At 66.7% G+C, this 14,813-nt stretch carries 14 protein-coding genes; 13 read left to right on the top strand and 1 reads right to left on the bottom strand.

Translation table 11 applies throughout. The features are described 5' to 3' along the window. Positions 1 to 45: 45 nt before the first annotated feature. The 12 genes from AC3A6F_RS21690 to AC3A6F_RS21745 all read left to right on the top strand — a co-directional run bounded on the left by AC3A6F_RS21690 (position 46) and on the right by AC3A6F_RS21745 (position 11,493). A complete protein-coding gene (locus AC3A6F_RS21690; protein WP_487684804.1) occupies positions 46 to 972 on the top strand; it encodes a LysR family transcriptional regulator in 927 nt (308 codons plus the stop codon). 43 nt (positions 973 to 1,015) lie between these two features. After that, positions 1,016 to 1,930 (top strand): LysR substrate-binding domain-containing protein, encoded by a 915-nt coding sequence (locus AC3A6F_RS21695; RefSeq protein WP_487684808.1) that lies wholly within the window; start codon positions 1,016 to 1,018, stop codon positions 1,928 to 1,930. Positions 1,931 to 2,176: 246 nt separating this feature from the next. Beyond that, positions 2,177 to 3,601 carry an SLC13 family permease gene (locus AC3A6F_RS21700; protein WP_487684811.1) on the top strand — a complete coding sequence of 475 codons (1,425 nt, stop codon included), beginning with the start codon at positions 2,177 to 2,179 and terminating at the stop codon, positions 3,599 to 3,601. Between the two features lie 34 nt (positions 3,602 to 3,635). Beyond that, on the top strand, positions 3,636 to 5,303 hold the full coding sequence (gene mdcA, locus AC3A6F_RS21705; RefSeq protein ID WP_487684814.1) for a malonate decarboxylase subunit alpha: 1,668 nt from the start codon (positions 3,636 to 3,638) through the stop codon (positions 5,301 to 5,303). A 10-nt stretch (positions 5,304 to 5,313) separates the two neighbouring features. Continuing rightward, positions 5,314 to 5,628: a malonate decarboxylase acyl carrier protein gene (gene mdcC / locus AC3A6F_RS21710; RefSeq protein ID WP_005669552.1), complete on the top strand. Its 315-nt coding sequence runs from the start codon at positions 5,314 to 5,316 to the stop codon at positions 5,626 to 5,628. Beyond that, positions 5,625 to 6,524: a biotin-independent malonate decarboxylase subunit beta gene (locus tag AC3A6F_RS21715; RefSeq protein WP_487684817.1), complete on the top strand. Its 900-nt coding sequence runs from the start codon at positions 5,625 to 5,627 to the stop codon at positions 6,522 to 6,524. Before mdcC ends, AC3A6F_RS21715 begins: the two co-directional genes overlap by 4 nt. A 2-nt stretch (positions 6,525 to 6,526) precedes the next feature. Continuing rightward, positions 6,527 to 7,243, top strand: a complete 717-nt coding sequence (locus AC3A6F_RS21720; RefSeq protein WP_487684820.1) for a biotin-independent malonate decarboxylase subunit gamma — start codon at positions 6,527 to 6,529, stop codon at positions 7,241 to 7,243. Continuing rightward, positions 7,227 to 7,907 (top strand): malonate decarboxylase holo-[acyl-carrier-protein] synthase, encoded by a 681-nt coding sequence (gene mdcG / locus AC3A6F_RS21725; protein WP_487684823.1) that lies wholly within the window; start codon positions 7,227 to 7,229, stop codon positions 7,905 to 7,907. The genes AC3A6F_RS21720 and mdcG overlap by 17 nt, the downstream gene beginning before the upstream one ends. Further along, entirely contained in the window at positions 7,895 to 8,782 is an 888-nt protein-coding gene (mdcB, locus tag AC3A6F_RS21730; RefSeq protein ID WP_487684826.1) for a triphosphoribosyl-dephospho-CoA synthase MdcB, read from the top strand. The genes mdcG and mdcB overlap by 13 nt, the downstream gene beginning before the upstream one ends. A gap of 1 nt (position 8,783) precedes the next feature. Next, on the top strand, positions 8,784 to 9,713 hold the full coding sequence (locus AC3A6F_RS21735; protein ID WP_487684829.1) for an ACP S-malonyltransferase: 930 nt from the start codon (positions 8,784 to 8,786) through the stop codon (positions 9,711 to 9,713). Positions 9,714 to 9,843: 130 nt separating this feature from the next. Further along, the gene (locus AC3A6F_RS21740; protein WP_320475436.1) at positions 9,844 to 9,972 is read left to right on the top strand and encodes a hypothetical protein; all 129 of its coding nucleotides are present in this window, start codon (positions 9,844 to 9,846) and stop codon (positions 9,970 to 9,972) included. A gap of 363 nt (positions 9,973 to 10,335) precedes the next feature. Continuing rightward, positions 10,336 to 11,493: an acetamidase/formamidase family protein gene (locus AC3A6F_RS21745; protein WP_487684833.1), complete on the top strand. Its 1,158-nt coding sequence runs from the start codon at positions 10,336 to 10,338 to the stop codon at positions 11,491 to 11,493. Positions 11,494 to 11,539: 46 nt separating this feature from the next. Here the strand turns inward: AC3A6F_RS21745 and AC3A6F_RS21750 are convergent, their stop codons facing one another. After that, positions 11,540 to 12,694 (bottom strand): GNAT family N-acetyltransferase, encoded by a 1,155-nt coding sequence (locus AC3A6F_RS21750; protein WP_487684836.1) that lies wholly within the window; start codon positions 12,692 to 12,694, stop codon positions 11,540 to 11,542. A gap of 64 nt (positions 12,695 to 12,758) precedes the next feature. Here AC3A6F_RS21750 and AC3A6F_RS21755 point away from each other — a divergent pair, with 64 nt between their 5' ends. After that, positions 12,759 to 14,807 carry an NAD(+) synthase gene (locus tag AC3A6F_RS21755; protein ID WP_487684839.1) on the top strand — a complete coding sequence of 683 codons (2,049 nt, stop codon included), beginning with the start codon at positions 12,759 to 12,761 and terminating at the stop codon, positions 14,805 to 14,807. The last annotated feature ends 6 nt before the right edge of the window (positions 14,808 to 14,813 follow it).

Below are 14,813 nucleotides of genomic sequence, written 5' to 3' on the forward strand. Positions count from 1 at the left end.
GCACGAGTGCACAATGTGTCATCTTGATATCTGACAAGCGATCTCATGAATGCGCTCCCGGAGTGGACGGACTTACGATTTTTTCTCGAGCTGGCCCGCGCCGGCACCCTGTCGGGCGCCTCGCGCCGCCTCGACGTCGAGCACACGACCGTCGCGCGCCGCATCGACCGGCTCGAGACCCAGCTCGGCGCGACCCTGTTCGACCGCTCGCGCGAAGGCTATGAGCTGACCGAGGTCGGCCTGGCCCTGCTGCCGCACGCCGAGGCGATGGAAGGGGCGGCGCTTGCGGCGGCCGAGCAGATCGGCGGAGCCGAAGTGGCGGCCCACGGCGTGGTGCGGCTCGGGGTGCCCGAAGTCTTCGGGGTGAAGGTCGTGGCGCCGCTGCTGGTCGGCTTGCTGGACCAGCACCCGGACCTGCAGATCGACTTGCTGGCGCTGCCGCGCTTTGCCAACCTGGCCAACCGCGAGGCCGATCTGGGCGTGATGCTCGATCCGCCCACCACCGGCCGCTACGTGGTCACGCGCCTGGCCTCGTTCCGCTTCTATTTGTACGCGTCGCCCGCCTACCTGGCGCGGCATCCGACGATCCGCACCCAGGCCGACCTGGCGCGCCACGACTTCGTCGACTACGTGCAGGACCGCCTGGCCAGCCGCGAGCTGTCGTACCTGAACGAGCTGGGTTTCACGCCGCGCCGGCGCATGTGCTGCTCGGGCATGACGGCGCAGATCGAGGCGGCGTCGCTGGGTATGGGCCTCATGATGGCGCCGCCCTATGCGGTGCCGGACGACGGCCGGCTGGTGCCAGTGCTGCCGGGCTTTTCGGCCGAGCGCTCGTTCTGGCTGGCGGCGCCGACCGACCTGTATCGCCTGCGCCGCGTGAAGGTGGTGTGGGACGTGCTGCGCGAGTATGCCGACAGCTCTCCCGGCCTGTTCGTCCAGGATGGTATGCAGCCCGCATTGGCGCCGGATTGAAGAGCGCGGTATCCTCGCACGGTTCAACTTTGTAAAGGCCACCATGCGCAGCCAGATCAGCGACGACATCACCTTCCGCAAACTCGAGATCCTGCTGGCCTATATGGAGGGCGGCAACCTGAACGCCGCCGCCCGCATGCTCGACATCAGCGCGGTGAGCGTGCACCGCGCGCTGCATTCGCTCGAGGAAGGCATGAGCTGCCAGCTGTTCAGCCTCCAGGGCCGCAACCTGATCCCGAACGAGGCGGCCCAGGTGCTGGCCGAAGTGAGCCGCGAAGTGGTCAAGCTGATGGCCGACGGGATCGCCGCCACGCGCTCGGCGGCCGGCTATTCGGCCGACCACCTCAGGATCGGCTCGTTGTATTCATTGACGACCGGTGCGATCCCCGAGGTCATCATCGGCATCAAGCTGCGCAAGCAGGAAATCGAGACCGAGCTGGTGCTGGGTTCGAACGCCGAGCTGCTGCATAAACTGAAGCAGAACGCAATCGACGCGGCGCTGATGGGGATGCCCGATCCCGACCCCGAGATCGAATCGATCCCGCTGTTCGAGGATGAGGTATTCTTCGCCGCGCCGGCCGGCTCGCCCTACGCGGCTCTGCCCGAAGTCGACCTGCGCGCCTGCGCGGCCGAGAAATTCGTATGCCTGAAGGATGGCTTCGTGACCCTCACGGGCTTCCAGGAAGCCTTCCGCATCGCCGGCTACGCGCCGACCATCGTCACCCGCGTGGGCGATATCTTCTCGCTGATGAACCTGGTGGCGGCCGGCATCGGCTACACCTTGCTGCCGGGCCGGGTGCGCAACGCCTTCGGCGACAAGGTGCAGCTGATCCCCCTGAAAGCCGACTACCACATGCAGCAGACCATCGGCCTGAGCTTCTTGCGGGTGCGCGAACGCGACCCCAATCTGCTGGCGCTGGCGGCCGTATGCCGCATGCTCAAGCACAGGACCGCCTGATACCGCAGCGCAGCATCCAGGCCGCCTTCCAGGTCGACAGTTTCGCTGACAGTAAACGTTGCCGACCGAGCCTAATTGATCTCCACTCCAAACGCGGTTAATTTGGCGTCACGAACAGCATAAAAAAGAGCATGGTCCGGCCCGCCGCAGATTCCGAGGGTGGCGCACGGCACGGAGCATGTATTGGAGACGTACCACCCGCGGTCACCCGGTTGGAGCCGGCCCGCACCTCGAAGGAGCCTTGCCGTGTCCTCTCATGTCATTGCAATCTGCGTGCTGGCGCTGATGTTCATCGTCGCCACCGCCATGCCCATCAATATGGGTGTCATCGCCTTCGTCGGCGCCTTCCTCGTCGGCACACTGGTCGCCGGCATGGAAACCAAGACCATCATGTCCGGCTACCCGGCCGAACTGTTCCTGACCCTGGTCGGCATCACCTTCCTGTTCGCCCAGGCCCAGAACAACGGCACCATCGACTGGCTGGTGCGGCTCGCGGTGCGCGCCGTCGGCGGTCGCATCGCAGCCATCCCGTGGGTGATGTTCTTCATCACCGCCTTGCTCACTTCGGTGGGCGCGGTCAGCCCGGCGGCGGTGGCGATCATCGCCCCGATCGCGCTCGGCTTCGCGGCCAAGTACAAGATCAATCCCCTCATGATGGGCCTCTTGGTGATCCACGGCGCCCAGGGCGGCGGCTTCTCGCCGATCAGCATCTACGGGGGCATCACCAACAAGGTCGTGATGGAAGCGGGGCTGCCGATTTCGCCGCTGACCACTGCCTTCACCAGCCTGGGCGTCAACCTGGCGGTGTCGGTGCTGCTGTTCTTCGTGTTTGGCGGCGCCAAGCTGATGCGCCAGCAAGTGCCGAAGGCCGAGCGCTCGGGCAAGGGGCTCCCGGTCTCGCGCTTCGGTCCGCCGGTGGCGGTGGCGGCCCAGGGCCCGCAGATCTACGGCGACGCCGAGAATGAATCGGCCAGCGAAGAACGCCTGACCAAGGAACGTTCGAGCGCCGCCGTCGGCGCGGTGGGCGCCACCGGCTCGGGCAGCGCTGCCGGCCACGCCGCGGTCGACCTGAACGAAGGCCCGACCTTCCACCAGATGTTCACCGTGGTCGGCCTGGTCGCATTGGCCGTGCTGACCCTGCTGTACAAGCTCGACATCGGTTTTGTGGCCATCACCATCGGCCTGTTGATCTCGATCCTGTCGCCGCAGGTGCAGAAACGCGCCATCGGCCAGGTGTCGTGGCCAGAGATCATGCTGATCGTCGGCGTGTCGACCTATGTCGGCGTGATGCAGAAGATGGGCACCATCACCTGGGTCGGCGACAGCGCCGCCAGCCTGGCTTCGCCGCTGACCGTGGCCTTGCTGCTGCTGTTCGTCGGCGCCGTTGTCTCGGCCTTCGCTTCCTCGACCGCGGTGCTCGGCTCCCTGATCCCGCTGGCCGTGCCGTTCCTGGCCTCGGGCACCGGCGTCGACCCGATCGGCTTCATCGCCGCCATGGCGGTCGCCTCGACCATCGTCGACGTCAGCCCGTTCTCGACCAACGGTGCGCTCGTGCTGGCCAGCGCGCAGGGCATCGACCGCGACGTCTTCTTGCGGCAGCTGATGATCTATGGCGGCATCGTCACCCTGGTGGCGCCGGTCGTGCTGTGGGTGCTGTTCGTGGTGTTCTAAGGACAGACAAACTTTTGCAACAACGGGAAATCTCATGACTCACAGTGAAGGCCGCTGGACTACCCAGCAACGCAACCGCGGCGATCGCCTGGCACGGGTCCAGGCGGCGCTCGGCGGGGCGCTGGACGGCAAGATCGTCCAGGCCGCGCACATCGTCGACCTGCTCAATGCCGTGCTGGAGCCGGGCGACCGGGTCTGCCTGGAGGGGAACAACCAGAAGCAGGCCGATTTCCTGGGCAAGGCGCTCACGAAAGTCGACACCAGCCGCGTGCATGACCTGCACATGCTGCTGTCGGTGCTGTCGCTGCCCGAGCACCTGGACGTGTTCGACAAGGGGATCGCCTCAAAGCTGGACTTCTCGTTCTCCGGCCCGCAGGCCGGCCGCCTGGCCAAGCTGGCGCAGGCCGGCAAGCTCAATATCGGCGCCATCCACACTTACCTGGAGCTGTTCGCGCGCTACTTCATCGACCTGACGCCGCGCGTGGCGCTGGTGGCGGCCGAGATGGCCGACCGCGAGGGCAATCTGTACACCGGCCCGAACACCGAGGACACGCCGGCCATCGCCGAGGCGACCGCCTTCAAGAGCGGCATCGTGATCGCCCAGGTCAACCAGATCGTCGACAAGCTGCCGCGCGTGGACATCCCGGGCGACTGGGTCGGCTACGTGGTCCAGTCGCCCACCCCGTACTACATCGAGCCGCTGTTTACGCGTGATCCGGCCCAGATCTCCGAGATCCAGGTCTTGATGGCGATGATGGCGATCAAGGGCATCTATGCCGAGTACGAAATCGAGCGCCTGAACCACGGCATCGGCTTCGACACCGCCGCCATCGAACTGTTATTGCCGACCTATGCGGCCAGCCTCGGGCTGAAAGGGAAGATCGCGCGCCACTGGGCCCTGAACCCGCACCCGGCGCTGATCCCCGCGATCGAGGCCGGCTTCGTGGAATCGGTGCATTCCTTCGGATCCGAACTGGGCATGGAAAAATACATCAGCGCGCGGCCGGACGTGTTCTTCGTCGGGCCGGACGGTTCGATGCGCAGCAATCGCGCGTTCTCGCAGGCGGCCGGCCACTATGCCTGCGATATGTTCATCGGCTCGACCCTGCAGATCGACTTGCAGGGCAATTCGTCGACCGCGACCCTGGGCCGGATCGCCGGTTTCGGCGGCGCACCGAATATGGGCGCCGATGCGCGCGGCCGGCGTCACCCGAGCAAGGCTTGGCTCAAGGCCGGCGAACAGGCGCGGCAGGGGCGCAACGTGATCCCGCGCGGGCAGAAGCTGGTGGTGCAGATGGTCGAGACCTTCCGCGAGCACATGGCCCCGGCCTTCGTCGAAAAGCTCGACGCCTGGCAGCTCGCCGAGCAGGCCAATATGGCGATCCCGCCGGTGATGATCTATGGCGACGACGTCACCCACATCCTGACCGAAGAGGGCATCGCCAACCTGCTGCTGTGCCGCACCGAAGAAGAACGCGAGCAGGCGATCCGCGGCGTGGCCGGCTACACGCCGGTGGGCATGGCGCGCGACAAGCGCATGGTCGAGAACCTGCGCGACCGCGGCATCGTCCAGCGCCCCGAAGACCTTGGCATCGACAAACGGATGGCGACCCGCGACCTGCTGGCCGCCAAGAACATGAAGGGCCTGGTGCGCGCATCCGGCGGCCTGTACGATCCGCCGAAGCGCTTCAGGAACTGGTGAGGAAACAACCATGGAAACGTTGAAATACCGTTTCGAGCAGGGCAGGCGTTCGCTGGCCGGCATGCCGCAGCTGGTGGGCGTGGTCGGCTCGGGCAATCTCGAAGTATTGATCGAGCCGTCACCCTTGCAGGGTGCGTGCGAGATCGAGGTGCGCACCGCGGCCGTCGGCTTCGGCGCCACCTGGCAGGCCGTGATGGCCGATTTTCACGATCGCTGGAGTCTCGCCGACGCGCGCATCAGCATCAACGATATGGGCGCCACACCGGCCGTGGTCAGCCTGCGGCTGGACCAGGCGGTGGAGTCCCTGACTGGAGGGGCAGTATGAGCAGCTACCAGGAATTGACGGCGCGCCAGCGCATTCCGGCGCTGTTCGACGCCGGCAGCTTCGAGGAATTCCTGCCGCCGAGCGAACGGGTGGCGAGCCCGCACCTGGCCCAGCTCGACGCGCCGGTGTCGTTCGACGACGGCGTCGTCGTCGGCCGCGGCAAGCTCAATGGCAAGCTGGTGTTCGGCGCCGCGCAAGAGGGCGGTTTCATGGGCGGCGCGGTGGGCGAGGTCCACGGCGCCAAGCTGGTGGGCATGCTGCGCCGCGCGATCGACGAGAACGCGCACGCGGTGCTGTTGCTGCTGGAATCGGGCGGGGTGCGCCTGCACGAGGCCAATGCCGGCCTGATCGCGGTGTCGGAAGTGATGCGCGCCATGCTCGACGTGCGTGCGGCCGGCATCCCGGTGGTGGCGGTGGTGGGCGGCGCCAATGGCTGCTTCGGCGGCATGGGCATCGCGGCGCGCTGCGCCAACACCGTCATCATGTCCGAGGAGGGACGGCTTGCGATGTCCGGCCCCGAGGTGATCGAGACCGCGAATGGGGTCGAGGAATTCGATTCGCGCGACCGCGCGCTGGTGTGGCGCACTACGGGCGGCAAGCACCGCTACCTGCTGGGCGATTGCCAGGTGCTGGTGGCGGACGAGTCGGACGCCTTCCGCACGGCCGCTATCGCGGCGATCGCCGAGCTGCGGGGCGGAGAAGTGCGCCTGACGCTCGAGGGCTTGCTGGCCGAGCAGGCCATGCTGGCGCGGCGCCTGGACGACAGCGCGGGTCTGGCCGAACCGATGGACGTGTGGCAGAAACTGGGCGTGCCGGAGCCGGCCAGGGTGCCGATGCTGGAGGCCGACGCCTTCCTCGACATGGCGGCGCAATACCGCGCCACAACGGGAGATTGACGATGGATTGGCAGCTACTTACGACCCAGCTTTTCCCCGGCGGTCACGACATCGTCGAACGCGACAATTTTTTATCGGGCACGGCGCAGGTCGACGGCAAGCCGGTCGCCGTGATCGGCACCACCGGCCACACGCCGATCGGTATCGAGATCGCGCTGGCCCAGGCGCAGGCGATCCTCAGGACGGTGCAGGAGCATCCGGGACGGCCGATCCTGATCCTGGTCGACACGCAAGGCCAGCGCCTGCGCCACCGCGACGAGATGTTGGGCATCAACAGCTATATGGCCCATCTGGGCAAGTGCGTCGACCTGGCGCGCCGCCAGGGCCATACCGTGATCGGCCTGGTGTACGACCAGGCGCTGTCGGGCGGCTTCATCACCAGCGGCCTGATTGCGAGCGCCTGCTATGCGCTGCCGCAGTCGACCATCCGCGTGATGGGCCTGCCGGCGATGGCGCGCATCACCAAGGTGCCCGAGGAACGCCTGACCGAGCTGGCCAGGGACAATCCGGTATTCGCGCCGGGCCCCGAAAACTATCTGCGCATGGGCGGCCTGCACGGCATCTGGGAAGACGATCTCGCCGGGCAGCTGGTGCGCGCGCTGGGCGATGCCACGGATGAAGACCGGCGCATGGCGCTGGGCCTTGAGCGGGGCGGGCGTCTGCTGGCGCAGCCGGTCGCCGAAGCGGTGCGGAGCGGCGGCCATGTTCGCGCGGCATGACCTGGTGTGGCTGACGCGCCGCGGCTGGCAGCGCGTGCGCGCCGGCGCGCCCGAGGCGGCGCTGGCCGCGCTCGACCGTTGGCGCGACGGCGGCTGGCCGGCCGTGGTGCGGCGCGCCGAAGCCGAGATGGCGGCGAACGAGGTTGCGATCGGTTTTCCACTGCCGCCGCGGCCCGAGGACGGCGGTAAGCTGAAGTTCGGCTGCCGGGTCGAGCTGTCCGATATCGGCCGCCGCACGCGCGCCTTGCCGCTGGTCGCGGCCCTGGACGCGGTGCCGGAGCAGTGGCGCGAGAGCCTGGCCCTGCTCGAAAGCCAGGCCGCCGAAGCCGGCGTCGGCCTGGCGACGTATGGCTCGGTGGCGCTGGCGGCGCTGACCGGCCAGTACTACCTGACGCCGCATTCCGACATCGACGTGCTGCTGCAGCCCACCAGCCGGCGCCAGTTGATGAAGGGGCTGGACCTGCTGGCCTGGCACGCGGGCATCCTGCCGCTCGATGGCGAAGTGGTGTTTCCCGACGGGCGCGCGGTGGCGTGGAAGGAGTTGCGCGCGGCCTTTGCCGGCGCGCCGGGCACGCGCGTGCTGACCAAGGGACTGCACCGGATCGCGCTGGTGCTGCCCGAAGAACTGATCGCGACGCTGGAGGAAGAGACGTGCCCGAACTGATTTCCCTGCACACGACGGCGGCGTCACGCCTGCCGGCCGCCATCGCCGAGCGTGCGTTCTGCCAACGCATTGCGCGCCTGGCCGTGCGCAGCCTGTACGCTGAACTGGTCTTGTATCCGAAGCCGGGCCTGGTCTCGCTGGTCGACAACGGCAGTCATGCCGACATGACTGCCACGACCTTCTTGCGCAGCATGTTCGCACTGCGCCGCTTTTTTCTGGAGATTACCCACGCCGGCATGCGCGACGCGCCGTTCCACGTGCTCAAGCGGCTCGGCATCGATGCCGAAGCGCGCATGCTGCGCGCCACCGCCGGCATCAACACCCACCGTGGCGCGATCTTCTGCCTCGGCATGCTGTGCGCCGCGATCGGGCGCTGCCACGCCAGTGGCGCGGCGCTGACGGCAGGCAGGGTGCACGCCATGCTCCTCGATGGCTGGGGGCGCGAACTCGGCGCGCACAGTGTCGCTCCCGAGATGCAATCGAACGGGGCCCGGGCGCGGTCGGCCTACGCGGCGAGCGGCGCACGCGAAGAGGGCGCGCGCGGCTTTCCGTCGGTCTTTCATATCGGCCTGCCGGCCCTGCGCCGCACTCTTGCCGCTGGCCGCGGCATACGGGAGGCGCGCATCGATGCGCTGTTCGCCCTGATGGCCCACATCAGCGACACCAATGTCTATCATCGGGGCGGCCCTGACGGCGCCGCGACGGTGCGGCGCCAGGCGCGCGCCTTCGTTGCACGCGGCGGCACCGCGAGCCCGGACTGGGAAGCGCGGGCGCGGGCCTGTCACCGCGACTTTGTCGCCGCACGCCTGTCGCCGGGCGGCGCGGCCGACTTGCTGGGCGCGGCCTGCCTGCTGCAGGCCGTGACGGTCGATTAGCATGGCGGGACGGCTCGCCATCTTGTGCCCCGGGCAGGGCGCCCAGCATGCCGGCATGTTCGACCTGGCGCGCATGGACCTTGGCGCCAGCGGGCTGCTGGACGAATGGTTCAGCGACCCGCAACTGGCGCCGATGCTGCGCGCTTCAGTGGAGGGCGAAGAGCGTTTTGCGAACCGCATCGCGCAGCCGTCCATCGTCGCGGCGACCCTGGCGATGTGGACCGCCTTGCGCGCCCGGCTGCCAGAACCGGCGCTGGTCGCAGGCTACAGCATCGGCGAATTGTCGGCCTATGGCGTCGCCGGCGCCCTCGATCCGGACGATGCGGTGAGGCTGGCCATCGAACGCGCGCGGCTGATGGATGCGTGCCTGGAAGGCGGGCCGGCGCAGGCGATGGTCGCGCTGTCCGGCATGCCCGATGGGAGCGTGGGGGCGCTGCTGGCGCGCTTCGGCTACTACGCCGCCATCGTTACCGGCGACGACGCGCTGGTGGCCGGCGGTCCTGCCGCCCAGGGCGAGGCGCTGGCGCAAGCGGCGCTGGCGGCCGGCGGACGCGCGACGCTGCTGCCGGTCGCCGTGGCCTCGCACACGCCGCTGCTGCAGGCCGCCGTGGCGCCGTTCGCGGCGCTACTGGAACGCCAGCGCTGGTCGGCGCCGGCCTTCCCGGTCCTGTCCGGCATCTCGGCCGAGCCGGTCATCGATGCGAAGAAGGCGATGCGCGAGCTGCCGCGCCAGATCGCCGAGCCGATCCGTTGGCGCGAATGCATGGACGCGTGTGTCGAAGCCGGCGTCACGGTCGCGCTCGAACTGGGGCCGGGCGCTGCCCTGGCGCGCATGTTGCAAGCGCGCCACCCTGGAATCGCCTGCCGCTCCGTGTCCGAATTCCGTTCCCTTGAAGGGATCCATAGCTGGCTAGGGAGGCAGCTCGATTAACATTCACGAAGCTGATGTCTGATATTGTTACTCGGAATTGGAAGTTCGTCCGGGTCGCCTATATAACGGTTGCATAGCAGTCGTTATCGTAGGCGCCGCCATTGTTGGCGGTGCAATCAAGGAGTCGAAAGTGAAGAAGATCGTCATTGCCCTGGTCGCTGCCGCCGGCAGCCGCGCCAAGAGCATCATCCGCAAGCAGGCCGAGGCCGGCAAGCCGTTCCAGGAGAATTTCCGCAGCAATGCGGGCGGCTGGAACTAAGCATGTCTGCCGCCAAATCGTCGGCGGCAATGAATAAAAAGCTGGATCCGTCTCGCGGACCAGCTTTTTTTTTTCGTCGGTATCGCCTGTCGCAACTCAGGCATATTTGTATAGATGAATATGCATCGTATTGGAATACTTTCGCCGTCAGACGACACAGGTAGCGCACTGCCATAGTGCGTTTTACGCGAAAAAGCGCCGAAACGGTTTGGCACGGTTGTTGCTGTTTAGCAGTCTCCTGCTAAACAGTTCTACATCGGAGCCATCATGAAGTTTCGCACCATCCCTCTGCTGACCGCACTCGCCATTGCAGGCATGGCCCCGCTTGCCGCATCCGCCTAAGCGGCCGATGCCGGCTTCCCCTTGCAACCGCTGGCCGACAAGCCCGGCCGCATCGTCCTGCCCGGCACGCAGCATGAGGTCTATTACGTGCCGTCGACCGTGGACACGATCCAGTGGGGCTACCTGCCGAACGCGGCCACCAAGCCGGTGCTGTCGATTCCATCGGGCGCCACCATCGTGTTCGACACGCTGTCGCACGAAGGCATGGTGGAAGACCAGGGGCGCAATCCGGTCAAGTACTTTGGCAGCAAGGGCATCCCGGCGAATATGGTGCTCAAGGACGCGATCGCCATCACCGGCTCGAACATGGCCCACGATTTCGCCAAGGACGGCCCGCACATCGTGACCGGTCCGGTCGAGATCCAGGGCGCGGAACCAGGCGACGTGCTGAAAGTCGAGTTGCTGTCGGCCGTGCCGCGCGTGCCGTATGGCGTCGTGTCGAACCGCCACGGCAAGGGCGCGCTGCCGGGCGAATTCCCCGAAACGCCAAAACCGCTGGCGCACGCCTCGGCGGCCAACCCGGAGGCCTATCACAACGTATCGGTGTTCACGCCGATCCGCCGCGGCAAGGACGGCAAATGGGAAGGTGTGATGAAGACGAAGGACGGCACCGAGGTGATCTTCCCGACCGCGCCGTTCATGGGCACGATGGGCGTGGCGGCGGCCACCACCGCCAAGGTTCATTCGGTCCCGCCTGGTCTCTATGGCGGCAATATGGACATCAACGACCTGGGCGTGGGCACCACCGTGTACTTCCCGGTGCTGGTCAAGGGCGCCAATTTCTATATGGGCGACCCGCACATGGCGCAGGGCGACGGCGAGGTCGCGCTGACCGCGCTCGAGCATTCGATGCGCCCGACCTTCCGCATCACCTTGCTCAAGAAGGGCGACAAGGCCATCCCATCGAGTTCCGGCAGCCTTGGCCGCCCGATGGGAGAGACCCCGGACCATTGGGTGACGATCGGCCTGAATCCCGACCTCGATGAAGCGATGAAGGATGCGGTGCGCGAATCGATCCGCTTCCTGACCGAGGTGCTGGGCATGGACCGCGCCACCGCCTATGCCTACCTGAGCGCAGCCTCCGATTTCCAGGTGAGCCAGGTCGTCGACGGCACCAAGGGCGTGCACGGGATGATCCGCAAGGCCGATTTCGAACAGGTCACCAGCAAGAAGAAGTAAGCGGCATCCGATCCGGGATGGCGACTGAACGCCGTCCCGGAGACCTTCAGCTGCGCCCCCGGAACGGGTTGCGCTCGTTCAGCTCGTCCATGTAATCGTCGATCCCGCCCGCCTCGCGCTCCAGGAAGCGCTCGACCGCGTCCGCGAACGACGGGTGCGCCAGCCAGTGCGCCGACCAGGTCCGGGTCGGCAAGAAGCCACGCGCCATCTTGTGCTCGCCCTGGGCGCCGCCTTCGAAGGTGGCGATGCCCTGCTCGATGCAGAATTCCAGCGGCTGATAGTAGGCCGCCTCGAAGTGCAGACAGGGCACGTGCTCGAGCGCGCCCCAGTAGCGGCCGTACAGCGTGTGTTCATCGTGGATCACCAGCGAGGCCGCGATCGGCCGGCCTTCCTGTTCCGCGATCACCAGCAGGATATTCTCCGGCATCGTTTCTCCGATGCGCAGGAAAAAATCGAGGTTGAGGTAGGGCGTCGAGTGGTGTTCGCGGTAGGTGTTGCGATAGCAGCGGTTGAACAGCACCCAATCCTCGCGCGTGGCGTCCACGCCGCGCACCCTGCGCATGGTCACGCCGGCTTCCTTCACCTTGCGCCGCTCGGCGCGGATGTTCTTGCGCTTCTTCTGCTCGAGCGTGGCCAGGAATTCGTCGAAGCTGCGGTAGCCCCCGTTGAGCCAGTGGAACTGCACCCCGCTGCGCAGCAGGAAGCCGGCCTCGCGCAGCTGCTGCGCCTCGTCCTCGGGCGGGAACAGCACATGGGTCGAGGAGACCTCGGTCGCCCGCTGGGTGGCGCACAGTACATCGACCAGGGCGGCGCGCGCCTGGGCATCGCGCGCCATCAGGCGCGCCCCTGCCACCGGCGTGAACGGGATCGCGCTCAGGAGCTTCGGGTAATAGTCGAGCCCATGGCGTTGATAAGCGTCGGCCCAGGCCCAGTCGAACACGTATTCCCCATACGAATGGCCCTTGACGTACAGGGGCAGGGCGGCGGCCAGCACGTTCTGTTCGTCATACAGCAGCAGGAATTGCGGCTGCCAGCCCGTCTCGGGCGAGGCGCTGCCCGAGGCGTGCAGCGCGTGCAGGAAGGCGTAGCAGAGAAACGGCGTCGGCGCCGCCTGGGCCTGGACCAGTGCGTCCCAGGAGGCCTGGCCGACTTCGGACAGATCGGAAACGATATGCGTGCGATAATTCAAAATTGCTTCCATTGACGAGGTGAGTGACGACAGGCAGCGATGCGGCCTCGACCTGTCTCACTGCGAAGATCATTTTATGAACAGCCCATTCTTCAATCTCTATTCGCACCATTTCGCCCGCGTCGCGGTGGCCATCCCGCGCGTGCGGATCGCCGACCCGGCGTATAACGCCCTGCAGACCATCCTGCTCGCGCGCCAGGCTGCCGGACAGGGCGCCGCCCTGGTCGCATTCCCCGAACTGGGCCTGTCCGCCTACACCTGCGACGACCTGTTCCACCAGCGCGCGCTGCTCGACGCCACGCTCGAGGGCCTGGCGGCCATCGTCGATGAGTCAAAAACGCTGCCGCTGGCTATGGTGATCGGCATGCCGCTGCGGGTCAACCACATGCTGTTCAATTGCGGCGTGGTGATCGCGAACGGCAAAGTGCTGGGCGTGGTGCCAAAGAGTTTCTTGCCTAATTATGGCGAGTTTTACGAATCCCGGCAGTTCACCCCCGCGGATTGCGCGGCGGTGGACCAGATCGACCTGTTCGGCGCGCTCGTTCCCTTCGGCGCGAACCTGCTGTTCGAGGTCGCCAACCTGCCGCTGCTGCGCTTCCACGTCGAGATCTGCGAGGACGTCTGGGTGCCGGTGCCGCCATCCTCGTTCGCCGCGCTGGCCGGCGCCACGGTGCTGGTCAACCTGTCGGCCTCGAACGTCGTGGTGGGCAAGAGCGGCTACCGCCACCAGCTGGTCGGCCAGCAGTCGGCGCGCTGCATGGCGGCCTATCTGTACACCTCGGCCGGCCGCGGCGAATCGACCACCGATATGGCCTGGGACGGCCAGTCGCTGATCTACGAGAAGGGCGAGCTGCTGGCCGAGTCCGAGCGCTTCGCCGACGATTCGCACATCATTTGTGCCGACGTCGACCTGGACCGCTTGTCGACCGAGCGCATGAAGGCGACCACCTTCGCCCAGTCGGTGCGGCGCCATGCCGATGAGGTGTCGAACTTCCGCGTGATCGGCTTCGAGCTGGATTTGCCTTTCGCGCGCACCCTGCCGCTCGAGCGGAAGATCGAGCGATTCCCCTACGTGCCTGCCGACCGCGCGCGGCGCGACGAGCGTTGCACTGAGGTCTACAACATCCAGGTGCAGGCCCTGATCCAGCGCCTGTCGTCGAGCGGCATCGAGAAAGTGGTGATCGGCGTGTCGGGCGGCCTCGACTCGACCCATGCGCTGCTGGTGTGTGCGAAAGTCATGGACCGTCTCGGCCTGCCGCGCACCAACATCCTGGCCTATACGATGCCGGGCTTCGCCACCAGCGGCCGCACGCTCAGGCAGGCGCGTGACCTGATGGCGGCGGTCGGCTGCAGCGCGCAAGAGATCGACATCCGCCCGAGCTGCATCCAGATGCTGAAGGACCTCGGCCACCCCTATGTCGAGGGCAAGGCCGAATACGACATCACCTTCGAGAACGTGCAGGCGGGCGAGCGCACCAATCACCTGTTCCGCCTGGCGAACTTCCACAACGGGATCGTGATCGGCACCGGCGACCTGTCCGAGCTGGCGCTGGGCTGGTGCACCTACGGCGTGGGCGACCATATGTCGCACTACAATGTGAACGCCAGCGTGCCCAAGACCCTGATCTCCTACCTGGTGCGCTGGGTGGCCGAGACCGGGGCCGTGGTCGGCGGCGACGCCCAGGTGCTGCTCGACATCCTCGACACCGAGATCAGCCCCGAGCTGGTGCCAGGCGGCGAAAACGACGACAAGCCTGCGCAAAGCACACAGGACCGGATCGGCCCCTACGAGCTGCAGGATTTCAACTTGTTCTACACGCTGCGCTACGGCTACAAGCCGAGCAAGACGGCTTTCCTCGCATACTCGGCCTGGCAGGATCGCGAACTTGGCCGCTGGCCCGAGGAGCTGGGCACGCGCAACCAGTATGACATGAAAGCCATCAAGCGCAACCTGTCGATCTTCCTGTTCCGCTTCTTCAAGACCAGCCAGTTCAAGCGCTCCTGCGTGCCCAACGGACCGAAGGTCGGCAATGGCGGCTCGCTGTCCCCGCGCGGCGACTGGCGCGCGCCGTCCGACTCCGAGGCCACCGTGTGGCTGGACGACCTGGCGAACATCCCCGATTAACTTTGG

The organism is Massilia sp. Soil_C_3, assembly GCF_057657035.1.

Coding starts and splice junctions, on each gene's coding strand:
- AC3A6F_RS21690 (WP_487684804.1), top strand. CDS start 46: ATGAATGCGCTCCCGGAGTGGACGGACTTACGATTTTTTCTCGAGCTG.
- mdcA (WP_487684814.1), top strand. CDS start 3,636: ATGACTCACAGTGAAGGCCGCTGGACTACCCAGCAACGCAACCGCGGC.
- AC3A6F_RS21695 (WP_487684808.1), top strand. CDS start 1,016: ATGCGCAGCCAGATCAGCGACGACATCACCTTCCGCAAACTCGAGATC.
- mdcG (WP_487684823.1), top strand. CDS start 7,227: ATGTTCGCGCGGCATGACCTGGTGTGGCTGACGCGCCGCGGCTGGCAG.
- AC3A6F_RS21735 (WP_487684829.1), top strand. CDS start 8,784: ATGGCGGGACGGCTCGCCATCTTGTGCCCCGGGCAGGGCGCCCAGCAT.
- mdcC (WP_005669552.1), top strand. CDS start 5,314: ATGGAAACGTTGAAATACCGTTTCGAGCAGGGCAGGCGTTCGCTGGCC.
- AC3A6F_RS21715 (WP_487684817.1), top strand. CDS start 5,625: ATGAGCAGCTACCAGGAATTGACGGCGCGCCAGCGCATTCCGGCGCTG.
- AC3A6F_RS21720 (WP_487684820.1), top strand. CDS start 6,527: ATGGATTGGCAGCTACTTACGACCCAGCTTTTCCCCGGCGGTCACGAC.
- AC3A6F_RS21755 (WP_487684839.1), top strand. CDS start 12,759: ATGAACAGCCCATTCTTCAATCTCTATTCGCACCATTTCGCCCGCGTC.
- AC3A6F_RS21750 (WP_487684836.1), bottom strand. CDS start 12,694: ATGGAAGCAATTTTGAATTATCGCACGCATATCGTTTCCGATCTGTCC.